Raw genomic sequence first — 22,880 nt, 5'->3', positions numbered from 1 at the left:
GGGCGCTTTGTGGTGTGTGCATGGATCGTGCGCTGCCGGGCGGACGAAGAAGCGGTTTTGGTTTGCCATCTCCTTGCGGAGCAGGCTGCTTCGTTGTTTGCTGTCCGTGATGCGGAATTGTTTGTGTTGGCGGTGCATGAAGCGGTCGTCAATGCCGTCAAAGCGGTTCAACGGGCGGGGATGGAGGCGGGGACGATTTCGCTCTCCTTTTTCGTCACAAGCGCTGATGTGGCCGTGGCGGTTGAGGATGAGGGCGGCGGCGTTCCAGCGGACGTGATCGAGCAGCTCGATCAAATGACGCTCTCTGATGTATTGCTCGCCGAATCGGGACGAGGGTTGCTATTCATCCGAGAAATTATGGATGACGTTATGTGGGTTGAGCAAAAGGGCGGCCGTCGGATGCTTGTCATGAAAATGAGTCGGAATGCAACATAACGGGCTTTGGTGCCATGATGCACCCATGTGATCGGAACGAATGCGGGTGGTGGCCGAGGGCAAGGCATGGCTGGTCAACGATAGGGGGATACAATGAAACAGCATCGGTTGTCGTTTGAATTGGAAATGGTTGTAGAACGCGCATACGAATGCATCAAGCTAACTGGACGGCTCGCCTATGATACGCAGCTCGCGGCGGAACAAAAGCTGGCGACGGCGGTGGCTGCTGTCAAGCGCCGCCTTGTCGTTGTCGACGTGAGCGGCCTTCGATTTTTGGACAGTACGGGATTAGCGCTCCTTGTCCGCTTTTTTAAGCAAATCGTCAGCGAAAGACGCGCCATGGCCATCGTCGTCCGGGATAACGCCGCTATCGAAAAGATTTTGCGGATGGCCAAGTTCGACCGGCTGTTGCCGATCGTTGGCGATGAACAACAGCTGTTGTCCCTTGCACCGCCGAGCTCTTTCGACCATATGAGCCAGGAGGCGCTTTATTCGGCATGGCGTCAGCGTTCGTCATAGACATGGCTCTCATGCCGAATCAACTGGAAGATTTCACATTTCGCTGGCCCAAAAGCGTGTCGTCTATTTTTCCGACTGCTGAAGGCACGCCACAGGCTTGCCTTCGTCGCGCCAAGGTGTGACGGAAGACTGAATAACCACCTGCTTCCCAGACCCATGCATGGGTCTGGAAGCGGTGTTGTTCAGTCACCCGCCAGTCGGGCATCTCGATCGAAACGATTGAACAGACCAGTTGTTCCCCTATTGCCGCCGATGGCCCCCGAGCGATGAGACATTCGTTCGGGGGTTTTGTTCCTCTTGGCCGGGAGCATCTCCGCTTCTGCAAATGCATTCTCATTGTCAAATAAATATTTCGGGTTTAGAGTGAACTACCCCCACTTAATTTTCTAGCGAAAATTTGAAGTGGGGGCTTCCAAAGAAGTTTGACTGCTTCAAGCAATCCTTATTCTTTGAGGCGTGTCCACTTCGCCGCTAGAGCATAAGACACTCAGGTCTACAGCTTTACTTTTCTTTAAGATGTTTAATGCGCCATTGACATCAGCATTAATTAGTTTGCCAGACTTTGTTCGATACAAGCCGCGCTTAATACGTTTGCCGCTGAACTTATATTCTTTTGGATTGTCGGCATTATATTCAGGAATCTCATCGCCGTCAAAAAAGCTGGCTTGAGACGTATAGGATTCTTCCTGTTTCAAGAATTCAATGCCGTAAAATTCACAAAGATATTCTAGTTTTTCTTTTATGTTACCGAGAGGAATATTGACAAAGTTTTGATTTGTCTTTTTTCCTAGATTAATATTGCGTTGCCATGTTTCCGCATAGCCAATGACAAGTTTGCCAATTTGATTTTCAATACAGTAGTTAATGATGTAACGGCAAGTCTTGTTGATATAATCATTCACTTTATTATTGCGATTCATAGCAAGCAAAGCCTGTTTACGAGTGGTGCCTTTGATTTTTTGCTTATCTTTTATGCTTTGAAGTCTGGCATTTTCTTTGTTAAACCATTGATTTATACTTTTTAATCTCCGCCCATCAATGATGAATGATCTGCCGTCTGATGTGACACAAGTGGCAAGATTGTTTAATCCTAAATCAATTGCCAGTGCTTTTTGGTCGTTTAATTCTCTTTGATCTTCAGGCATTTCATATTTGTACTGAATCTCAAAGAACCTGGCATGATGCTTAGGAATGATTTCAATCTGCTTAATCTTTTTGTCCAGTAACACAGGCGGAATCGTTATCGTGATAGGCTTGTGAGTCTTTTTAAATAGGCGAGAATACGGTATCGTGAATTTGTTGCCGTCTATACGAATCTGGCCAATGATCAGTGAATGAAAGCCATCTTTTTTAAGATATTTTGGAATACTGATAGCCTTGTGGTCATATTTTCCTTGTTTGGCAAGACTGATCAAACCAAAGAAAGATTTAAAGGCTTCATTGACCTTTTTTAAAATTTGCTGTGCCATGTTGCTGTTTAACAGCTTATAGTTTTCGTTAGTTTTGGCAAGATGATAATTTTTCTCATAATTAAGAAATTCCTTGTGTTCAAAATAGTATTGTCTGACATTGTACAATCCGACGTTGTACATGTTCTTGGCAATATGGCACAGTTCTCGAAGAGTCAAGTATTCTTCTTTGGTCAAACCATTTAGCTGTTGTTTGATACAAAAATACATTTTTTCACCTCCCATCTAACTATATGATACTATATTTTACTGAATCTATCCTATTTTCAGCAAAATATAGTTAAGGCGATTCATCTCCCACTTACTCCGCTTCGCTTCGTTGAAGTGGGAGTCTTCTCGCCTAATTAAGATAAAATTATACACAACGATGAACGGCGGCTGGGCCCCGCGATCGGAATGGAGAGGAGAGTGGCGCAGACATGGGGCGGGTGCTGATCTATTTGCGGCCATATGGGAAGTGGATGGCGTTGGCTTGGTTGTTTATGTTGACGGAGCTCATCATCGAGCTTTGGCAGCCGCTGTTGATGGGGAAAATCATCGACGATGGTGTCATGAAACAGGATGTTGCGGCCATTTTCACGTGGGGAGCAGTGATGCTCGGGGCGTCGCTGTTGGCGTTTGCCTCAGGCATCGCCAACTCATTTGCCGCAGCCTACGTCGGTCAGGAGTACGGATTTGCGCTGCGGACGGCGCTGTTTGCCAAAATTCAATCGTTTTCGCTTGCGCGCATCGAGCAGTTGGCGCCGGCCTCGCTCATCACCCGGATGACGAACGATGTGACCCAAGTGCAAAACATGTTGTTTATGAGTTTGCGCATCGCCTTGCGTGCACCGCTTCTGGTCGTCTTTGGCGTCGCGATGGCGTTTGTCGTCCATGCTCGTCTGGCGTTGGTTTTAGCGGTCGCGGTTCCGCTTTCCGCCGCTTTTTTATTGTGGGTTGTGCAAAGGACAGCGGCGTCCTTTTCCGCCGTCCAACGGGCGCTCGATCGCGTGAATGGCGTGATGCGTGAAAATTTGGCCGGCATGCGCCTCATCAAAGCATGGATGAGAAAAGAATATGAAGAGGAGCGATTTGCGGCGGCGAACGATGCGCTGATGGAGCGGACAATGAGTGTGCTTCGCCTCGTGGAGACGATCACGCCGGTGTTGTTGATGGTGATGAACACCGCCATCGTCGCCGTTCTCCTTTTTGGCCGCCACCATATCGAGGCCGGGACGGCGAGCGCTGGGCAAGTCGTGGCTGTCATCAATTACGCCACAAGGACGACGGCGGCGTTGTCGATGTTTACATTTATTACGATGGCGTTTTCACGGGCGCGCGCCTCGGCCACCCGCCTCGCTGAACTGCTTGAGGTGCCGGAAGAGCGAAGCGGGGAGCACAGAGCCGATGAACCGATCGTCCGGCGCGGGGAAATTCGCTTTGAGCACGTTTCGTTCCGTTATCCGTCGAGTCCGCGCGAGGCGCTTTCGGACGTGTCGTTCGTCATCCGTCCGCATGAGACAGCCGCCATTTTAGGAGCGACAGGGGCCGGCAAATCGACGCTTCTTCAGCTGATTCCCCGGTTGTACGAACCAAGCGGCGGGCGCGTGTTGATTGATGGCGTCGATGTGCGCGAGTTTTCCGCCGAACAGCTGCGGACGGCGGTGCGCTTTGTCCCGCAGGAAGTGCTGCTGTTTTCAGGGACGGTCGCGGACAATCTCCGCTTTGGCAACATCACTGCGTCGATGGAAGAACTTGTGCAAGCGGCTCGCGATGCACAAATTCATGAAACCATCACTCGGTTTCCGGATGGATACGACGCACGGATCGGTCAAAAGGGTGTCAATTTATCAGGCGGGCAAAAGCAGCGGCTGTCGATCGCCCGCGCCTTGGTGGGGCAACCGCGCGTTTTGCTTTTGGATGACAGCACAAGCGCGCTCGATGCAGAGACGGAAGCAAAGCTGCTCGCAGCGTTGCGGAAGTATGCATGCACGACGGTGATAGTGACGCAAAAGGTGAGCACCGCGATGGCGGCGGATACGATTTTGCTTTTGGAAGACGGCCGCCTGATCGCACAAGGAAGCCATGAACAACTGCTGGCGACGAGCGACCTGTATCGACGCATCGTCGCCACGCAGGAAGGAAAGAAGGGATCGGTGGATGTCACTACGGCATAGCCCGCACGGAGCACGTGTTGACGCAAGTCCGCAGCGGGCGAAAAACAGCGTTGGCACGTTGCGTCGGCTATGGGCCTTTATCGCTCCGCAAAAGCGAAAGCTGTTTGCGGCCGTGGCTATGGTGATGGCCAGCTCGGTGTTGGCGCTTGCTGGGCCGTATGTCGTTGGCCGGGCGGTTGATTCGTACATTGTGGAACGAAAAACGGATGGATTTTTCGCAACGCTCATTTTGCTTCTGGCCATTTATTTGGCCCTTGGGGCGGCGACGTTTTGGCAAAACTATTGGATGATCGATGTCGGCCAGCGGACGGTGCGCAGCATTCGCGAGCGGTTGTTTCATCATTTTCATGAGCTGCCGATTTCGTTTTTTGACCGCCGCCAGCAAGGCGAACTCATGAGCCGGATTACAAACGACATCGACAATATGAGCCAGACATTTAACAGCACGGTTGTCCAGGTCGTCTCGAGCACGTTGACGTTGATGGGCGCTATGGTGGTTATGCTTTCACAAAGCGTTGTGTTGACAATCGTAACGCTTGTTGTCGTGCCGCTCATGTATGTGGGCATGCGCTGGATCACAAACCGGACGCGGGTGCGTTTCCGTGAGCAGCAACGGGCGCTCGGAGAGATGAACGGCTTTATCGAAGAGGTCATTTCCGGACAGAAAGTGGTGAAGCTGTTTTCCCAAGAAGAGCGGATGGAGGAGGAATTGGCGCGCAAAAATGCCGAGCTGAAACAAGCCGGTTTTTGGGCGCAAACGTATTCCGGCTTTATTCCGAAGCTGATGAACTTTTTAAACAACTTGAGCTTCGGCTTGATTGCCGTTGTCGGCGGATGGCTGGCGGCGAAAGGGACGATATCGGTCGGGACGATCGTCGTGTTTGTCGAATACGCCCGCCAGTTTACCAGACCGCTTAATGACCTGGCCAATCAATGGAACACACTGCTGTCGGCGTTGGCCGGCGCCGAGCGGGTGTTGGAAATTTTGGATTTGCCGGAGGAAGAGGAAGACGAGCGGGAAGCGGTGGTCTTGGACCGGCTTGATGGACGCATTGAGTTTCGTCAAGTCGTCTTTTCTTACGACAAACAGCGTCCGGCGCTTCGTGATGTCACGTTTTCCGTCTCACCCGGGGAGACGGTCGCGCTTGTCGGTCCGACTGGAGCCGGCAAAACGACCGTATTGCAGCTGTTGACCCGCTTTTACGATCCGGACGAAGGCGTCATTTTGATCGATGGACGCGACAGCCGGACGATCAAGCGGGCAAGTTTGCGCCGCCACATGGCGTTTGTGCTTCAAGATGCGTTTTTGTTCGCCGGAACGATCCGCGACAACATTCGCTACGGCCGGCTTGAGGCGACCGATGAAGAAGTCGAGGAGGCGGCGCGCCAGGCGAACGCCCACTCGTTTATTATGAAGCTGCCGAACGGCTATGACACCGTTTTGACCTCGGGAGGAGGCGGGATCAGCCAAGGGCAGCGGCAGCTGTTGGCGATCGCCCGGGCGATGATCGTCGACCCGGCCATTTTGATTTTGGACGAAGCGACGAGCAACATCGATACAGTGACCGAAGTGCGCATTCAAGAAGCGCTCGCCCGGCTCATGAACGGGCGGACATGTTTTGTCATCGCCCATCGGTTGAACACGATTCAACATGCCGACCGCATCGTTGTGCTCAACGAAGGCAACGTGATCGAACAAGGAACGCATGAAGAACTGTTGGAAGCAAAAGGATTTTACTTCCAATTGTATCAGCGCTATTGGTTGCGCAATGTGCAACAGGCATAACTGTATGGTGTTCACGTTTGCGGAGGACTTCAGATGAATGCGTGTCTCCTCCATGCGAACTCGAGTGCTCAGGAAAGGAAGAGTGGATGAAAAAAACAATTAAACAAAAATATAAAGATATTTTGTTAGTCATTTCCGCCGCTTTGTGCTTTACGGCCGGGGCCGAGCGGCGAGACGCTTTTGAAACGTTTCGCGCCAGCTTGCGGATAAGGCCGGATGGCTGGCGATTTGCTTCATGGCAGCAGCATTGTCGCGCTCATGATAGTAAATGTGATTGATATACGCGATAGACAGCGCCCCCACGCCCCGTTCGACGAGAACGAGCGGCGCGCCCGGCTCTACGACGCCTTCTTGCAAGACGCGGAAATAAAACCCGCTTTTTCCTGTCTGGCAGACGGCTTTCGGCAAATCGGGCAGCTGATGTTTGAACGCCAATTTGGAGCACGGCTGGCGCGGCTGCGACACTTGCACGAGCGCTGTGCCGGCGGCATACATGTCGCCAAGACATACATCGTCTTCCGTCAACCCGAGAAGCGTCCAGTTTTCGCCAAACGCCCCCGCCGTAAATGGGCGGCCGTATCGCTCTTCCCAATAGACGAAATGCTCGGACGGATAGGCGCAAATCGCTTTATCTTCTCCTCCGTGATGGACGAGGTCGGCTTGTCCATCTCCAACCAAGTTAAGCTTGCCGACAGCGACCGGCCCGGCGACCGGCGTTTTGTCAATGCCGGTCACTAGCCGCTCGCCATTTACCTCTATTGTTTTCGGCTTTCCGACATTAATCGAAACAATTTGCATTGGTTCACCCCCATACCGCCTCGGCGATGAGCCGGAAGCTTGCGAGTTTATCCTCGAAGTCGTATGTAATCGTCACGAGCATGATTTCCTCTGTTTCATACGTTTCGCTCAGCCGATACAGCTTGTCTTTGACGCGCGTCGGACTGCCGACGATCATCCGCCGCCGGTTGTCTTCCACCCGTTTGCGCTCATACGGGCTGTACGGATACGCAGCCGCTTTTTCCGGGCTTGGCGTGCCGTTCAGCGCCATCCCTTGCTCGATCATAAGAAGCGACAGATCAAGGCTGCCGGCGATCCATTCCGCTTTTTCATCCGTTTCGGCGCAAATTGCAAACACCGCGACCATTCCGCGCGGCTCGGCCAAATACGGCGATGGAACAAACCGGTCGCGGTACAGCCGCATATAATGTTCGCCGCCTTCCCCGTTGATAAACTGGGCGAACACGTACGGCAGCCCTTTATCGGCTGCCAGCTTCGCCGTTTCCGAACTGGAGCCGAGCAGCCATAGTTCCGGCGGGGACTGCACGATCGGCGTCGCCTTGACGCCATACAGCGGGTGAACCGGCGGCAAGGCGTCATACAAATAGCCGAGCAAGTCGTCAATTTGCTCCGGATAGCGGTCGACCGACCGTCGTCTGTCGCCTTGCAGCGCGATCGTCGCCCGGGGCATGCCGCCGGGTGCCCGCCCGATGCCGAGATCGACGCGGCCGGGATGAAGGCCGGCAAGCACATGGAAGTTTTCCGCCACCTTGTACGGGCTGTAATGCGGCAGCATCACGCCGCCTGAGCCGATGCGGATGCGCGACGTTTTCGCTCCGATGTGTCCGAGCAGCACTTCCGGCGACGAACCGGCAAGGCTGTTTGTATCGTGGTGTTCCGACACCCAAAACCGCTTATAGCCGAGCTGCTCAACGTGTTGGGCGAGCTTGACGGTGTTCTCGAGCGCTTCTTCTGCCGTCATGCCTTCGGCGATCGGCGACTGGTCGAGGACGCTCAGTTGCAGCGCCATTGCGATTCCTCCTTCTTCCGCCGCAGCGGTGGAAAAAATGATTAGTTTCTATTATGCGCTGTTTTGCTTCGGTTTGTCCATTCATTTGCCCACCCGTCTAGCAAAAACCGATCCGCCGTCGGCGGATCGGCCAATCTCGTCAAGATGCGCGGCAGTTCACAAGCTGACGGACTGCTTTTGTTCAGCCGCCTGGCGGTCGGGTTTGGGGCCGCGCTTAGGGAAAAAGGAATGAAACAGCTGTCTGACGCTGTCGACGATAAACGAACACCGTTCATACAGCGCCTCTTTTAAACTGTCAAGCTGGCGGGTGACTTTGTACTGCGCGGCCTCTTGCGCTTCAAGCCGTTCGATGACCGTCTCATGGAACACGTGCTGCAGCTCGAACTGCTCGATCAACTTTTGGTACAGTTTTTCCTGCCCTTCGAGGCGGGCGGCCATTCCTTCGGCGAGCTGTTCACGTTCAGCCGTCCGCTGCTCGAGCCGGCGCATCGTGTCGCTTTGCACGGTGAGCGCTTCGATGACGGCCTGCTGCGCCGCTTCTTCTTTGGCCAGCTGCTCTTCCCACCGCAATTGTCGCCTTTCCTCCCGCTCCTGCTGGGCGATGACCGACTGCTCGAGGCGTTCGAGCGTTCCGGCCAAGGCGGCTTGCCCCGCCTGTGCTTCCATAAGCAGCCGCTCGAGGCGGGCGAGCGCTTCCGCCCACTGCCCGCTTTGCGCTTCCTGTTGCTTTTGCCCGGTTTCGGCCGCTTGCTGAAGCGAGGCAACTATGGCGGCCATTTCTTCGTAATAATGGGTTTGGGCTACTTGTCCAGCAGTCACCGTTTGTCCGAGCTCGGACAGCGCCTCGGCAAGCCGTCCGCTTTGCCGCGCCCAGCCGGCCGCAAGCGACTGTTCGAGGCGGGCGAACATGTCCGCCATTTGTTCGCGTTGTTCCGCTTGGTGCTTTTGCCCTTCTTCGATGGCGTCCTCAAGTTGAGCGAGTCGTTCCGCCAACTGATCGAACTGTTGTTTTTGCTGTTCGAGCATTTGTTGCGCGGTGGTGCGGCGATAATAAAACATCGGGTGGGATGCGGGCGGTGCGGCAGCTGGCCCGTACACGCGCGGGGTCATGTGTTTATTCATATAAATCAATGCACAAACGCCTCCTTTCCGTCGTCTATGTGGCATCATATGCCGAGCTGTGCAGTTCGGTTTGGGCGCTGGATTTGTGACACCCGCCTTCCTTTTGATATAATGAAAGAAAATATTGGAGAAAGGGTGTTGTTGATGCCAGCTGTCGAATCGAACATGTTTCCCCTCGGCAAACAAGCGCCGTCGTTTTCCCTCACGAATGTCATCGATGGCAACGTCGTCCGTCTTGAGGATGTGAAATCGGACGTCGCAACCGTCATTATGTTCATTTGCAATCACTGCCCATTTGTCAAGCATGTCCAGCACGAGCTTGTTCGCCTCGCGAACGATTATATGCCCAAAGGGGTGTCGTTTGTCGCCATCAACTCCAACGATGCGGAACAGTATCCAGAAGATTCACCCGAAAACATGAAAAAGGTGGCGGAAGAGCTCGGCTATCCGTTTCCGTATTTGTACGATGAGACGCAAGAGGTGGCGAAAGCATACGACGCCGCTTGCACCCCGGACTTTTACATTTTCGACCGGGATCTGAAATGCGTCTACCGCGGCCAGTTGGACGACTCGCGCCCGAACAACGGCATCCCGGTCACCGGGGAGTCGATCCGCACTGCGCTGGATGCTTTGTTGGAGGGCCGCCCGGTGCCGGAAAAGCAAAAGCCGAGCATCGGCTGCAGCATTAAATGGAAACAAGCACTGTAACAATGTGCTTGACTTTTCATTGTGAAGCGGGTATGATGAAAAAAGCATCATTCGTTCGTTGCGGAATCGCCACCGCCGTGCCGTTGGCTTGCGAGTGCAGCCGGCACGGCATTTTTGTGGCCGCGATCTACTGAACAAATTCACACTGGCGCCGCCTCGGAGCGGCAAGGATGGATGAGAGGAAGGGCTTTCATTGTTTTTGTTTCCTTTCCTTGAGTTTTCGTAATTTATGTTATGTAAACAAAAGGAGAACGAGGAGATGGCGGAAGGGCGATATCGGGTGTTTGTGTATGGAACGTTGCTGACTGGCGAAGAAAACCATGAAGTGGCCGCTCCATACGTTCGCGCCGCGTGTCCAGGGAAAGTAAACGGCCGCTTATACAATGTCGGTCCGTACCCCGCGCTTGTGCTTGGAGAAGAGGGGGAAGTGGAAGGGGAGTGGCTGACGGTGACGGAAGAAGGGCTCAAGGCAATGGATGAGCTCGAGGATTACGTTGAAGGGCGGCGCGATAACGAATACGAACGGGTGTGGGTTCGCGACGCGTGCAAACCGATCGAAGGATATGTGTACGTCTATCCGCCGGAAAAAGCGGCCGGCTTGCCGCTTATTCCGTCCGGATCATGGCGGCAGCGTGAGGAGAAAATGTAACATCTAGAAACAGCCTATGAGGAACGGTCATCCTCTGGGCTGTTTATTTTTTACATGAATATGAAAACGATTGCAAAAAATCGTTATAAAAATACAGAAAAATTGCTAAAAAAGTGTTGCCAAACGGCCACTCTTTTTCTATAATAAAAGCATGTTAGAAAAATAAACGTACGAATGTGAGGTAATGTGACATGTCAAAAACGTTCGTTTCCTCCACCCAAACGGAATTGCTCGAACAAATTAAAGAAACGATCCAACAAAAGAACGTTGAACTTCTTCATTTGCAGTTTGTCGACATCGAAGGGATTTTAAAACATGTAACGGTGACGGCGGAACAGCTTGATGACGTCGTCGAAGGGAAAATCATGTTTGATGGTTCGTCGATCAAAGGCTTCTCGCCGATCAACCGTTCCGACTTGTATCTTCTTCCGGATTTGAATACGTTTGCTGTTTTGCCGTGGACGGTCGAGGAAGGGTATGCGGAAGCGCGCTTCCTCTGCTCCGTGACCAATCCGGACGGCACGCTGTTTGAAGGCGACCCGCGCAACGTGTTGAAAAAAACGATCGAGCGGGCGGCGGAAAAAGGATATACGATCTCGGTCGGTCCGGAGCTGGAGTTTTTCCTGTTCAAAGCCGATGAAAACGGCAATCCGACGCTCGAGCTCCATGATGGCGGCGGTTATTTCGAACCGTCTCCGAAAGACTTGGGCGAACGCGTTCGCCTTGAAATTTACCGCGCCTTAAAAGCGATGGGCTTTACGATTGAAGCGTCGCACCATGAAGTGGCGGAAGGCCAGCATGAGATCAACTTCAAATATGCCGATGCACTCGGTGCGGCGGACAATGCAACGACATACAAATGGGTTGTCAAAACGATCGCCAGCAAGTTCGGCCTCCATGCGACGTTTATGCCAAAACCGGTGTTTGGCATCAACGGTTCAGGGATGCATGTCAACATTTCCCTCTTCAAAGATGGGGAAAATGCGTTCTTTGATCCGAACGATGCGAACCAGTTGTCAGAAACAGCGTACCAATTCATCGCGGGCTTGCTGAAAAATGTGAAGCACTTTGCGGCGGTTACGAACCCGCTTGTCAACTCGTACAAACGGCTTGTGCCAGGGTATGAAGCGCCTTGCTACATCGCGTGGTCCGCTTCGAACCGTTCGGCGCTTATCCGCATTCCGGCGAAACGCGGCGTTGCGACGCGCGTTGAGCTCCGTTGCCCGGATCCGTCAGCGAATCCGTATTTGGCGTATGCCATCATCGCTGCCGCTGGCCTTGACGGTGTCGAAAAAGGGTTAACCGCTCCAGCACCGGTTGATGAAGATATCTTCCATATGTCGGAAGAACGCCGTGCGGAGCTCGGCATCGACAACTTGCCGGAAAACTTGGGTGCTGCTGTCGCTGCGTTCGAAGAAGGCGAAATCGGCCGCACGACGCTTGGCGAGCACGTATTCAACGAATATGTCGCGTTGAAAAAAGAGGAATGGAACAGCTACCGCACGGCGGTTCATGCTTGGGAAGTCGAGCGGTATCAAGGAAAGTTCTGATCGAAAGCCACCATCCAAAAGGTGTCCCGTCGCCATATTCGGGGCGCCTTTTTTCTGCAGGCAGCTGTTTGTCTTGATGGACGGTCGCGCGGCGCCTTCCGCCCGTCGGCCGCCAAGCTGCCGGCGTTCGCAACGTCATCTTGCGCGTGGGGAGGAAAAGATGACTGCATTTTTTTTATTTTTTAAATTCATAGTTGACATCTATGAATAATGGGATTTAAATTATAAGTAACACGCTCAACTATTGCAAGCGGAGGGAAACCAATGAAAAAACTGATCGTTTTTGTGTTTGTAGGATTTATCGCCCAGTTGATCGACGGATCGCTCGGAATGGCGTACGGCGTCACCTCGTCGACGCTGCTGTTGACGTTTGGCATCGCTCCAGCTGTTGCCTCGGCGTCTGTTCATTTGGCGGAAGTGGTGACGACAGCGGCGTCCGGCGCCTCTCACTGGAAATTTGGCAATGTCGATCGCGCCATGGTCGGGAAGCTCATTATTCCCGGATCGGTCGGCGCGTTTATCGGAGCATGCTTTTTAAGCAACTTGCCAGGGGATGTGATCAAACCGTATGTATCGTTGTTTTTATTGGCGCTTGGCTTTTACATTATTTATCGATTTTTAGTGTTGAACGGCCGCGCGCCGTCGGCGTCAGGAAAACAGTGGTCCAATAAGCAGCTCGTCCCGCTCGGCTTGGCGGCCGGTTTTCTTGATGCGACCGGCGGTGGGGGCTGGGGGCCGATTGCGACGCCGGTGCTGTTGGCCAATAAAAACATGGAGGCGCGCAAGGTGGTTGGCACGGTCGATACGTCCGAATTTGCCGTTGCCTTGTCGGCAACGCTCGGATTCGTCATTTCACTCGGTTGGGAGCAAGTGAACTGGTATTGGGTGCTGACGCTGATGGCGGGCGGGGTCATCGCTGCGCCGATCGCGGCTTGGCTTGTGCGTAAACTGCCGTCCCATTTGCTTGGAGTGTTGGTTGGCGGATTGATTATTTTGACAAACGTTCGCACGCTTCTGCACGCTTGGGAAGCCCCGGCGCCGGTTTATCCTGCTGTGTACGGCCTCATCGTCATCGGCTGGGCGGCGGCAGTATGGGTGGCGATCAGAAATGGACGGAAAGGAAAAACAGCTAGTGGGGAGTTGGCGTCGTAGATTAAGACGGGGCGCCAACCCCTGTTTTTGGTTAAGGCTCGTGTTATTTCGTTTCGCCATCCTCTTGAGTGGGGAAAGAAGGAATTTTTCGCGGCGGTGTCGAATTCAATTTTGATATGAAAAGGGGGAGAGAAGCGAATGAACCGTCCAATCGATTTAGGCCGCCGCATTTCACTCATCGATTTGTACGACTTGCGCATGTCGCAGCGCACCGGTACATACGTGCTTCATGAAGACGATGTGGCGATCGTGGAAACAGGGCCAAGCCCGTCGGTGCCGCACTTGCTTGAAGGGTTGAAAGCGCTTCGGATCGATCCGGCTGAGATTCGCTATATCATCGTTACCCATATTCATTTGGACCACGCCGGCGGTGTAGGGCTGCTTCTTCAGCATTGCCCGAATGCGATGGTTGTCGTCCATCCGAAAGGGAAGCGGCATTTGGCTGATCCATCGCGCCTCATCGCTGGAGCGAAGGCGGTGTACGGCGCGCAGTTTGAGTCGCTCTTTGATCCGATTCTTCCGGTGCCAGAAGAGCGATTGATCGTGAAAGAGGACGGGGAAACGTTGGAGTTGAGTGCGGAGCGGACGCTTGTGTTTTATGATACGCCGGGGCATGCGAACCATCACGTTTCCATTTATGATTCGTACAGCCGCGGCGTGTTCACCGGCGATACGATCGGCGTTTTTTACCCGCAGCTGCAAGAAGCGGGGCTTACGTTTTGCCTGCCTTCAACATCTCCGAACCAATTTGACCCTGAAGCGATGGAGCGGTCGGCTGAGCGGCTCGAGAAGTTGAATCCGTCGCGCATCTATTTTGGTCATTTTGGCATGCTCGATGACCCGCAGGAAGCGTTCCGTCAGCTTCGCGTTTGGCTGCCGAAATTTGTGGCGGCAGGAAAAGAAGCGATCGAGCGAAATCCGGAAGCATCGCCCGCAGAGCAGGCGAAAGTCGCTGCACAACGGTTGCGCCGCGATGTAGAAGCGTTTTTGAACGAATATGGCGTCCCGTCTTCGTCGCCGGTGTATGCGGCGATCGAGCTGGATTTGCAGGTGTGCGCGATGGGGTTGATCGATTACTGGCATAAGCGGCGGTGATAGGGGTGAATGAACGGTGTCCCAAGCATAAAAGGGACACCTTTTCTTTGTTAATACGTATAACGATGATGATGACGAATCCGTCTGCTTGGTTTCATGCCATGAGGCCGGTTTTTCTCCTTCCAAACGGTGCGTTTTGCGGTTTGGGAACAAGACAGGCGTTGGTTGGCGGCGAAACGCACGGCTTCAGGCGCGCCGTTTCGTGAACGGGAGATGGATATGGTAGAGTGGGAGTGCAGAATCCCAATCTTCGTTCGCAACCACGACGCCATAAGGAGGTGGGGACGTGAAGCAAGAGAAACCGGTTCTGTATCGCATTGGCATTGGCATTGGCCTCATCATCGCCTCGTTCGTCGTTTGGGTGGCGGTGCCGATCGCGCCGTTTCTGCCGTTTTCAGCCGCTGTCAAGGCAACGATTGTCGCCACGGTCATTGCGGCGGCGGAAGTCATGTTTTGGCTTGGGGTGCTGCTGGCTGGAAAAGAAGCAGCGAGGAAGCTGAAAGCGTATTGGAATCCGAAGCATTGGCGCATAAATCGGCAACGGTTGGATCAAACCAATGATGTTAAGCAAAAAGAGGAACGGTTGGAAGAAAGCCAATAAAGAGATGAGGTGGTGGCATGAGACGGAGAGCTGTTTCGTTTCTCATCGTTGTTGCCGCTCTGTCCGGAGCGCTTTGGCTTGGCGGCCTGGCATTGGCGGTGCAAGATCAGTTTTTTGCAACCGCCAAGCCGCCGACGAAAGAACAACGGCCGTCAACGGCTGAAACAAGGCAACATGACGAGAAAATGGATATTGTTGCTCTTGGCGACTCGTTGACGAGAGGAACGGGCGATGAAAGCGGAAAAGGGTATGTCGGCTATATGGTCGATGCGCTTCGCCGGCAAACGGATAGGCCGATCCGTGTGACGAATTTGGCGGTTCGCGGCCTTCGCTCCGACGGACTGCTTCGCCAGCTTGGCCAGCCTGAGATTCAGCGGCAAGTCGCCATGGCGGATTTGATCGTGATGACGATCGGCGGCAACGACTTGTTTCAAGGGGGGGAAGCGCTTCGGTTGAACGCCAAGCAGCTGGATGAAGCGAAGCGCCGGTATGTGGAGAACCTTGACCGCATTTTCGCCGCGCTGCGCCGCTTCAACAGCGAAGCGGTCATTTTTGCGATCGGCTTGTACAACCCGTTTGGCGATTTAGACGATGCCAAATGGACGTCGGCGGTTGTGCGCGATTGGAATTTTGCATCAGCGGAAGTGGCGGCCCGCTATCCGAACATCGTCGCGGTGCCGACGTTTGACTTGTTTGCCTTGCATGTCAATGATTATTTATATAGCGACCATTTCCATCCAAACAAAGAAGGGTACAAGCGGATTGGAGAGCGCGTCGCCTCGCTCATCACGTTGACGGAGGAGGACGAGCGATGACCAAACGGGCGACATTGATGGTCAAAGAGCTGCGAAAAACGATTCGCGGCAAGGAAATTATTAAAGGCATTTCGTTTGAGTTGCATGAGGGGGAAGTATTCGGTTTTTTAGGGCCGAACGGCGCGGGAAAAACGACGACGATCCGCATGCTCGTCGGGCTCATTCGGCCGACGTCGGGGACGGTGGCGATTTGCGGGTATGATCTTCACCGCCAGTTTACCGACGCGATCCGCCAGATCGGCTGCATCGTCGAAAACCCAGAAATGTATCCGTATTTAACAGGCTGGGAAAACCTTGAACATTTCGCCCGCATGATGCCGGGAATTGGTGCAGATCGGATCATGGAAGTGGCGAAGCTCGTCGGCCTTGAACAGCGCATCCATGACCGAGTGGGCACGTATTCGCTCGGCATGCGGCAGCGGCTCGGCATCGCTCAGGCGCTGCTTGGAAAGCCGAAGGTGCTCATTTTGGACGAGCCGACCAACGGCCTTGACCCGGCCGGCATTCGCGAAATGCGCGCCTTCATCCGCTTTTTGGCGGAAACGGAAGGGTTGAGCGTCCTTGTTTCATCGCATTTGTTAAGTGAAATTCAATTAATGTGCGACCGCGTCGCCATTATGGCGAAAGGACGGCTCTTGGCCGTGGACACGGTTGAGCGGCTGTTAAACCAACAGGCGCGCGTCGTCTGGAAAGCCGCTCCAACGGATCGGGCGCGGGCGCTGTTAGCGGCGGAAACCGAGGTGTTGCGCGCCGATGAAGAGACGATCGTCACGCCATATGAGCCGTCGAGACTAGCCGCTTGGAACGCCAAGCTTGTCCAAGCCGGCGTCTCGGTTTCGGAAATTGAACCGCGGCTGCCGACGCTCGAGGACTTGTTTATCGAGCTGACAGGGGGCGAAACGATTGAGTAAGCTCGTGTATAATGAAATGTTGAAAATCGTCCGCAAAAAGCGGCTATGGGTGATCGCCGCCATCATTGCGGTGCTCGTCGCCTTGTTTACATACGCCCAATACCGCGAGACGGAAGAGTTGAGAAAACGGCTTGGCACGACCGACTGGCGGACGCAGCTGCAGCAGCAAATCGTCGATTTGCAAAACCGCTTGCAGTCGCCGAGCATGTCTGAGGAATGGCGGAAATACTTGCAAATCCGCCTCAAGCAGCAGCAGTACTACTTAGAGCACAACATTAATCCATCCGCCCCTGGAGCGCCGACGTTTATGCGCACGTTTATCGAAAACGCCATCGACTTGTTTTTGCCGCTTTTAGTGATGGTGGTTGCGGCCGATTTAGTGTCGTCCGAGGCAAGCGCTGGAACGATCAAGCTGCTTCTCGTTCGGCCGGTGAAGCGGTGGAAAATTTTGTTGAGCAAATATATCGCGTTGCTCCTGTCGGTGTCGCTCATTATGCTGATGGCGGCGGTGCTGTCGTATGCCATCTCCGGACTCGTGTTTGGATATGGCGGCTTCCGTCTGCCGCTATTGACCGGATTTGTCCAGCAAGGAGAGGATCTCAATACAGCGAATGTCCACATGATTCCGCAATGGAAATACATTTTGATCGAGCTCGGGCTGGCAGCGTTTGTGAGCGTTGTCGTCGGCACACTGACGTTTATGTTTTCCGTGCTGCTTAGGAGCACGGCGGCGGTGATGGGCATCATGCTGGCAGCATTGATTTCTGGCGCGATTTTGTCGAACATGGTGTCGTCGTGGCATTCGGCAAAATATTTGTTTATGGTCAATTTGCGGCTGACGGATTACATAAAAGGAGCGGCTCCGCCGATTGAGGGGATGACGCTTGGCTTTTCGATGGCCGTGCTGGCTGTCTGGGGGCTTGCAGGGCTTCTTGTCGCTTTTTTTGTCTTTATGCGGCGAGATGTCTATTGAAAACGGCAGAGCGGCGAAAACCCGAGGGGGTGTTCCCTCGGGTTTTTCAGTGAAAGGGGATGAAATGCCTATCTATTCGGCTGCTTGTCGTGAACGCCGGCGAGTCCAAGCGCGTGATGGCCCCGCAGCAACTGCTCCACGGCCGGCCATTGCTGTTCATCGCAACGGATGAGAAGCACGATATCAGCGCCTGTGCGGCTTTGACGGTGGCGTGGATTTTCGGCTTACCCACCATTTGAGCAAAATGCCGATTCCGATGCCTGAAACCGCCCCGATAATCCCCCAAATGATCGGACCCCATGCCAACACATAGCCGTAAATCGCCCCTAGCAGCATCAAGCACGTTCCTAAAATCGCCGCCAAGTCAAGGAAGCTGAACCCGTTGGCGTGATGGAGCGTATCAAGCAGGCGCGGCGGTTCGGCAGAGCGGTTGAGCGGGACTGCAAAAATCTGATGTTCAGCAATCCCTTTTTCTTGAAGCGCTGAAATCGCCAGTTCAACGAATAGGTGGCTCTCGAAAGTGGCAATGACAATCATGAAACGCCTCCCATCAAATCGGCCATGCGAACCGTTTCGGCTGAAAGCGGCGCCGCAAATAGTGGGCTAGTTCTTTTTCAAACAACTTGTTGTATTCGACCGCTGATACGTAAGCATCGTAAAAGATGAACGAGTGAACTACCCCCACTTAATTTTCTAGCGAAAATTTGAAGTGGGGGCTTCCAAAGAAGTTTGACTGCTTCAAGCAATCCTTATTCTTTGAGGCGTGTCCACTTCGCCGCTAGAGCATAAGACACTCAGGTCTACAGCTTTACTTTTCTTTAAGATGTTTAATGCGCCATTGACATCAGCATTAATTAGTTTGCCAGACTTTGTTCGATACAAGCCGCGCTTAATACGTTTGCCGCTGAACTTATATTCTTTTGGATTGTCGGCATTATATTCAGGAATCTCATCGCCGTCAAAAAAGCTGGCTTGAGACGTATATGATTCTTCCTGTTTCAAGAATTCAATGCCGTAAAATTCACAAAGATATTCTAGTTTTTCTTTTATGTTACCGAGAGGAATATTGACAAAGTTTTGATTTGTCTTTTTTCCTAGATTCATATTGCGTTGCCATGTTTCCGCATAGCCAATGACAAGTTTGCCAATTTGATTTTCAATACAGTAGTTAATGATGTAACGGCAAGTCTTGTTGATATAATCATTCACTTTATTATTGCGATTCATAGCAAGCAAAGCCTGTTTACGAGTGGTGCCTTTGATTTTTTGCTTATCTTTTATGCTTTGAAGTCTGGCATTTTCTTTGTTAAACCATTGATTTATACTTTTTAATCTCCGCCCATCAATGATGAATGATCTGCCGTCTGATGTGACACAAGTGGCAAAATTGTTTAATCCTAAATCAATGGCCAGTGCTTTTTGGTCATTTAATTCTCTTTGATCTTCAGGCATTTCATATTTGTACTGAATCTCAAAGAACCTGGCATGATGCTTAGGAATGATTTCAATCTGCTTAATCTTTTTGTCCAGTAACACAGGCGGAATCGTTATCGTGATAGGCTTGTGAGTCTTTTTAAATAGGCGAGAATACGGTATCGTGAATTTGTTGCCGTCTATACGAATCTGGCCAATGATCAGTGAATGAAAGCCATCTTTTTTAAGATATTTTGGAATACTGATAGCCTTGTGGTCATATTTTCCTTGTTTGGCAAGACTGATCAAACCAAAGAAAGATTTAAAGGCTTCATTGACCTTTTTTAAAATTTGCTGTGCCATGTTGCTGTTTAACAGCTTATAGTTTTCGTTAGTTTTTGCAAGATGATAGTTTTTCTCATAATTAAGAAATTCCTTGTGTTCAAAATAGTATTGTCTGACATTGTACAATCCGACGTTGTACATGTTCTTGGCAATATGGCACAGTTCTCGAAGAGTCAAGTATTCTTCTTTGGTCAAACCATTTAGCTGTTGTTTGATACAAAAATACATTTTTTCACCTCCCATCTAACTATATTATACTATATTTTACTGAATCTATCCTATTTTCAGCAAAATATAGTTAAGGCGATTCATCTCCCACTTACTCCGCTTCGCTTCGTTGAAGTGGGAGTCTTCTCGCCTAATTAAGATAAATCGGTGGCAGATAAAGCGCCCACTGCATATCGATGATCTTCGTTGCACAATCGAATCGGCCCGTCAGCGTGTACGTAATCGCTTCGGGCAAGTGGGCGAAATACGATACCAAAATGGTAAAGGTGAAGATAAACAGGCCGGTGATCACTTTATGGACATACAAATGGCCAAGGCCCGGGGCGAGCACCGACTAGACCAGCGCCAGCCAAGGCTCGCGCTTGTCCAAATAATTAATATCCCATATTCCCATTCGGATGGAAGAGATCGGCGCATCTTCGCGGTCGGCGAGCAAATACAGCTTGTTCATGTCGACTGAGCCGCGGTAGCTGTCCCAAATGCTGTACATGTAGATGGCCACATAAAACATGAGCCATCGTTCGTCAAGAACGGCTTTTGCCTTTTCAAAATCGCCAAGCAGCGAGTATAATATACCTGTATTGATATGGGCTTTTGTGTTGATAATTCAGAAAAAAGATAAATTTTCATCCGTTATGGCGAAAAAAAGATAAAAAAACTATTGACTTTCCTTTGAGGTTCATATAGAATGTGAATTGTCGCAAGGTAAACCAGCCTGTGTCGGGAAGTAGCTCAGCTTGGTAGAGCACACGGTTCGGGTCCGTGAGGTCGCAGGTTCAAATCCTGTCTTCCCGATCATTAATTTGGGGCCTTAGCTCAGCTGGGAGAGCGCCTGCCCCGCACGCAGGAGGTCATCGGTTCGAATCCGATAGGCTCCATTTTCATACGGAGGAATACCCAAGTCTGGCTGAAGGGGGCGGTTTCGAAAACCGCTAGGGGTGTCACAGCCCGCGGGGGTTCGAATCCCTCTTCCTCCATTTCTAATATCCGATCCTGTCAAATTGTAAATCATGAAACCCTTGATACGACTGCGTTGGCAGTCGTTTTTCATTTTTTGGGAATCCTTTTGACTTTTCTTCAAATCCTTTAACATGTTCAGCGTCTTATCATCAATCGTAATCGTTCGTTTCGAATCGAAAACACCGTCTCGATGGCATCTTTTTTTGAATTTATGTATATACTATGTATATACGAAATGAAAGGAGAGAGGTATAATGGAATTAAACAAACAGAAAGGAGTGTCAATCATGACAATAACCGTTCAAAAATGGGGAAACAGCCTTGCGGTTCGTATCCCAAGCGTGATTGCTGAACGTTTAGCGCTTCATCAAGGATCAGAAGTGGAGATGATCGTTGAGAACCAAGCGATCAAGTTGATCCCGAAAAAGAAAAAGCCGACATTGGAGGAACTTTTGGCTAAAATCACGCCGGAAAATCGCCATGCTGAAATTGATTTTGGAACAGAAGGGAATGAATTGTTCTGATGCAAGCGCCGGATCGCGGGGATCTTGTTTACGTCAATTTCAATCCACAAGCAGGGCATGAGCAGGCAGGAAAAAGGCCCGGCATCGTTCTATCACCAAAGCGGTTCAATCAATTGACAGGGTTTGCGGTGCTTTGCCCGATCACCCGGCAACAAAAAGGATATCCATTTGAAGTGGAATTGCCATCAGGCTTGGCCGTTGAAGGCGTGATTTTAACCGATCAGGTCAAAAGTTTAGATTGGCGCGCCCGACAGCTTCAAATAGTAGGACGGGCGCCCAATGAAGTTGTTTCGGATTGCTTGGATCTGATTCATACTTTTCTTTCGTGAAAGGCCATTTATGTTGGCCTTTTGTTCACTTTTAGCATACTTTTTGCGTACATTTTTGCCCTTCACGCTCCTTGAGGCGGGAGACTTCCTTCGGATATTTTGTGAAAAAGGCAGAATTGAGCAACGAAAAGAAGGCGGATCGTCCCGCTTTTTTGCATGGATTGACACACTGGAGATTATTTTGCACAAATTTTGCACGTGATGAACGAGCATGTCCATTCATCCTTGAAATATCAATCGTTTTATGGTGGGATTGGAATCCCTCTTCCAACGTCCACCTGCCGAGTGCCGGCAGGTTTTTTGTTTTTTGCGAGCGGTATGGCCGCCATTTTTCAGGCGGATGGCTTGCCTGTTTTTCGTTGAATCCGGTACGATGAAGGGGGGAGCGGTTTGCCGATTGAGCTGCACTCCTTCCGGCAACGGCCGGGATTGCGCAACATAAGGGAGGAGAGGTTATGGCGATTCAACGCCGCATTCGTCGCGTGAAAACCGTGCAAATGACGACCAACAGCCCCATTCATCAGAGCGGTTCGGTGCTTGAGCCCGGGAACTGGCAAGAGTATGATCCGTTTTTGTTGCTGATGGAAGACATTTTTGAGCGAGGAACGTTTGACGTCCATCCGCACCGCGGCATTGAGACGGTCACGTATGTGATCAGCGGCGAGCTTGAACATTTCGACAGCAAAGCCGGCCACAGCACGCTCGGCCCCGGGGATGTGCAATGGATGACGGCCGGCCGCGGCGTCGTCCATAAGGAAGATCCGGCGCCCGGTTCGACGGTGCACAGCTTGCAACTTTGGGTCAACTTGCCGAGCGCGTACAAAATGACCGAGCCGCGCTACCAAAACTTGCGCTCCAAAGACATGCCCGTGCGCAAGGAAGAGGGAGCGACGATCCGGGTCTTTTCCGGGTCATCGAAAGGCGTCAAAGCGCCGACGAAAAACATCGTTCCCGTCACGATGGTGGAAATGATTGTCGAACCGGGAACAACGGTCGTGCAAGATTTGCCGGGGCATTACAATGGGTTTTTGTACATTCTTGAGGGGAGTGGCGTGTTCGGTGCCGACAACATCGAAGGAAAAGCCGGGCAAGCGCTGTTTTTCAGCCGCCACAACCGCGGCGAGGAAACGGAGCTAAACGTGACCGCCCGCGAAAAACTCCGCCTTCTTCTTTATGCCGGCGAGCCGGTGAACGAACCGGTCGTCGCCTACGGGCCGTTCGTCATGAACACGCCGGAACAAATCCGCGAAGCGATTCGCGATTACCAGGAAGGGCGGTTTGGGCGATAACGGAAGGGAAAGAGCCGATTCGTTGTATGGCTCTTTCTTTTTTG

25 protein-coding genes and 3 tRNA genes are annotated in these 22,880 nt (G+C 52.0%); 19 read left to right on the top strand and 9 right to left on the bottom strand.

Annotated features, from left to right (window positions below):
• The first annotated feature begins 9 nt into the window (after positions 1-9).
• Together CWI35_RS01985 and CWI35_RS01980 are read left to right on the top strand one after the other, a co-directional pair.
• Positions 10-435: an ATP-binding protein gene (locus CWI35_RS01985; RefSeq protein WP_119877446.1), complete on the top strand. Its 426-nt coding sequence runs from the start codon at positions 10-12 to the stop codon at positions 433-435.
• 93 nt (positions 436-528) lie between these two features.
• Positions 529-954, top strand: a complete 426-nt coding sequence (locus tag CWI35_RS01980) for an STAS domain-containing protein (protein WP_063330532.1) — start codon at positions 529-531, stop codon at positions 952-954.
• Positions 955-1,385: 431 nt separating this feature from the next.
• Here the strand turns inward: CWI35_RS01980 and CWI35_RS01970 are convergent, their stop codons facing one another.
• Positions 1,386-2,633: an RNA-guided endonuclease InsQ/TnpB family protein gene (locus CWI35_RS01970; protein WP_033016485.1), complete on the bottom strand. Its 1,248-nt coding sequence runs from the start codon at positions 2,631-2,633 to the stop codon at positions 1,386-1,388.
• Between the two features lie 209 nt (positions 2,634-2,842).
• On the opposite strand from CWI35_RS01970, the gene CWI35_RS01965 reads away from it, so the two are divergent.
• Both CWI35_RS01965 and CWI35_RS01960 read left to right on the top strand, forming a co-directional pair.
• On the top strand, positions 2,843-4,579 hold the full coding sequence (locus tag CWI35_RS01965) for an ABC transporter ATP-binding protein (RefSeq protein WP_119877444.1): 1,737 nt from the start codon (positions 2,843-2,845) through the stop codon (positions 4,577-4,579).
• Complete coding sequence (locus CWI35_RS01960; protein ID WP_119877443.1) at positions 4,563-6,365, top strand: ABC transporter ATP-binding protein; 1,803 nt, start codon at positions 4,563-4,565, stop codon at positions 6,363-6,365. The genes CWI35_RS01965 and CWI35_RS01960 overlap by 17 nt, the downstream gene beginning before the upstream one ends.
• 150 nt (positions 6,366-6,515) lie before the next feature.
• Here the strand turns inward: CWI35_RS01960 and CWI35_RS01955 are convergent, their stop codons facing one another.
• The 3 genes from CWI35_RS01955 to CWI35_RS01945 form a co-directional block, all read right to left on the bottom strand.
• On the bottom strand, positions 6,516-7,163 hold the full coding sequence (locus CWI35_RS01955) for an MOSC domain-containing protein (protein ID WP_119877442.1): 648 nt from the start codon (positions 7,161-7,163) through the stop codon (positions 6,516-6,518).
• 4 nt (positions 7,164-7,167) lie between these two features.
• Positions 7,168-8,172, bottom strand: a complete 1,005-nt coding sequence (locus CWI35_RS01950) for an LLM class flavin-dependent oxidoreductase (RefSeq protein ID WP_047818334.1) — start codon at positions 8,170-8,172, stop codon at positions 7,168-7,170.
• Positions 8,173-8,328: 156 nt separating this feature from the next.
• Positions 8,329-9,303: a coiled-coil domain-containing protein gene (locus CWI35_RS01945; protein WP_119877441.1), complete on the bottom strand. Its 975-nt coding sequence runs from the start codon at positions 9,301-9,303 to the stop codon at positions 8,329-8,331.
• Between the two features lie 135 nt (positions 9,304-9,438).
• On the opposite strand from CWI35_RS01945, the gene CWI35_RS01940 reads away from it, so the two are divergent.
• The 9 genes from CWI35_RS01940 to CWI35_RS01900 all read left to right on the top strand — a co-directional run bounded on the left by CWI35_RS01940 (position 9,439) and on the right by CWI35_RS01900 (position 17,748).
• Positions 9,439-10,002: a thioredoxin family protein gene (locus tag CWI35_RS01940; RefSeq protein ID WP_033012139.1), complete on the top strand. Its 564-nt coding sequence runs from the start codon at positions 9,439-9,441 to the stop codon at positions 10,000-10,002.
• Positions 10,003-10,261: 259 nt separating this feature from the next.
• Complete coding sequence (locus CWI35_RS01935; protein WP_033012138.1) at positions 10,262-10,651, top strand: gamma-glutamylcyclotransferase family protein; 390 nt, start codon at positions 10,262-10,264, stop codon at positions 10,649-10,651.
• A gap of 191 nt (positions 10,652-10,842) precedes the next feature.
• On the top strand, positions 10,843-12,201 hold the full coding sequence (gene glnA, locus CWI35_RS01930; protein WP_119877440.1) for a type I glutamate--ammonia ligase: 1,359 nt from the start codon (positions 10,843-10,845) through the stop codon (positions 12,199-12,201).
• A 264-nt stretch (positions 12,202-12,465) separates the two neighbouring features.
• The gene (locus CWI35_RS01925) at positions 12,466-13,353 is read left to right on the top strand and encodes a sulfite exporter TauE/SafE family protein (protein WP_119877439.1); all 888 of its coding nucleotides are present in this window, start codon (positions 12,466-12,468) and stop codon (positions 13,351-13,353) included.
• Between the two features lie 138 nt (positions 13,354-13,491).
• Complete coding sequence (locus CWI35_RS01920) at positions 13,492-14,448, top strand: MBL fold metallo-hydrolase (protein ID WP_119877438.1); 957 nt, start codon at positions 13,492-13,494, stop codon at positions 14,446-14,448.
• Between the two features lie 286 nt (positions 14,449-14,734).
• Positions 14,735-15,049: a transporter suffix domain-containing protein gene (locus CWI35_RS01915; RefSeq protein WP_119877437.1), complete on the top strand. Its 315-nt coding sequence runs from the start codon at positions 14,735-14,737 to the stop codon at positions 15,047-15,049.
• Positions 15,050-15,066: 17 nt separating this feature from the next.
• Positions 15,067-15,864 carry an SGNH/GDSL hydrolase family protein gene (locus CWI35_RS01910; RefSeq protein WP_119877436.1) on the top strand — a complete coding sequence of 266 codons (798 nt, stop codon included), beginning with the start codon at positions 15,067-15,069 and terminating at the stop codon, positions 15,862-15,864.
• A complete protein-coding gene (locus CWI35_RS01905; RefSeq protein WP_119877435.1) occupies positions 15,861-16,775 on the top strand; it encodes an ABC transporter ATP-binding protein in 915 nt (304 codons plus the stop codon). The genes CWI35_RS01910 and CWI35_RS01905 overlap by 4 nt, the downstream gene beginning before the upstream one ends.
• Positions 16,768-17,748 carry an ABC transporter permease gene (locus CWI35_RS01900; protein ID WP_011231139.1) on the top strand — a complete coding sequence of 327 codons (981 nt, stop codon included), beginning with the start codon at positions 16,768-16,770 and terminating at the stop codon, positions 17,746-17,748. The genes CWI35_RS01905 and CWI35_RS01900 overlap by 8 nt, the downstream gene beginning before the upstream one ends.
• 183 nt (positions 17,749-17,931) lie before the next feature.
• On the opposite strand, the gene CWI35_RS01895 is transcribed toward CWI35_RS01900, so the two are convergent.
• From CWI35_RS01895 to CWI35_RS18475, 5 genes are all read right to left on the bottom strand, one after another.
• A complete protein-coding gene (locus CWI35_RS01895; RefSeq protein WP_119877434.1) occupies positions 17,932-18,285 on the bottom strand; it encodes a hypothetical protein in 354 nt (117 codons plus the stop codon).
• A gap of 13 nt (positions 18,286-18,298) precedes the next feature.
• Positions 18,299-18,433, bottom strand: a complete 135-nt coding sequence (locus CWI35_RS18665; RefSeq protein ID WP_276121552.1) for a hypothetical protein — start codon at positions 18,431-18,433, stop codon at positions 18,299-18,301.
• A 53-nt stretch (positions 18,434-18,486) separates the two neighbouring features.
• Entirely contained in the window at positions 18,487-19,734 is a 1,248-nt protein-coding gene (locus CWI35_RS01890; RefSeq protein WP_050368395.1) for an RNA-guided endonuclease InsQ/TnpB family protein, read from the bottom strand.
• 130 nt (positions 19,735-19,864) lie between these two features.
• Positions 19,865-20,065, bottom strand: coding sequence for a hypothetical protein (locus CWI35_RS18395; protein WP_198527193.1), 201 nt, complete (start codon positions 20,063-20,065; stop codon positions 19,865-19,867).
• A gap of 3 nt (positions 20,066-20,068) precedes the next feature.
• Positions 20,069-20,224: a hypothetical protein gene (locus tag CWI35_RS18475; protein WP_233130410.1), complete on the bottom strand. Its 156-nt coding sequence runs from the start codon at positions 20,222-20,224 to the stop codon at positions 20,069-20,071.
• 231 nt (positions 20,225-20,455) lie between these two features.
• Between CWI35_RS18475 and CWI35_RS01880 the strand changes: the two genes are divergently transcribed.
• From CWI35_RS01880 to CWI35_RS01845, 6 genes are all read left to right on the top strand, one after another.
• A tRNA-Pro gene (locus CWI35_RS01880) sits at positions 20,456-20,529 on the top strand.
• A 10-nt stretch (positions 20,530-20,539) separates the two neighbouring features.
• Positions 20,540-20,612 (top strand) — tRNA-Ala (locus CWI35_RS01875).
• Between the two features lie 9 nt (positions 20,613-20,621).
• Positions 20,622-20,711 (top strand) — tRNA-Ser (locus CWI35_RS01870).
• Between the two features lie 237 nt (positions 20,712-20,948).
• Complete coding sequence (locus tag CWI35_RS01860) at positions 20,949-21,218, top strand: AbrB/MazE/SpoVT family DNA-binding domain-containing protein (RefSeq protein WP_011231142.1); 270 nt, start codon at positions 20,949-20,951, stop codon at positions 21,216-21,218.
• Positions 21,218-21,547 carry a type II toxin-antitoxin system PemK/MazF family toxin gene (locus CWI35_RS01855; protein WP_011231143.1) on the top strand — a complete coding sequence of 110 codons (330 nt, stop codon included), beginning with the start codon at positions 21,218-21,220 and terminating at the stop codon, positions 21,545-21,547. The genes CWI35_RS01860 and CWI35_RS01855 overlap by 1 nt, the downstream gene beginning before the upstream one ends.
• Positions 21,548-22,002: 455 nt before the next feature.
• On the top strand, positions 22,003-22,836 hold the full coding sequence (locus CWI35_RS01845) for a pirin family protein (protein WP_068895472.1): 834 nt from the start codon (positions 22,003-22,005) through the stop codon (positions 22,834-22,836).
• Positions 22,837-22,880: the final 44 nt, after the last annotated feature.

The organism is [Bacillus] caldolyticus (genome assembly GCF_003595605.1).
Lineage (GTDB): Bacteria > Bacillota > Bacilli > Bacillales > Anoxybacillaceae > Geobacillus > Geobacillus thermoleovorans.
This window is presented reverse-complemented; position numbering and strand designations above follow the sequence as displayed.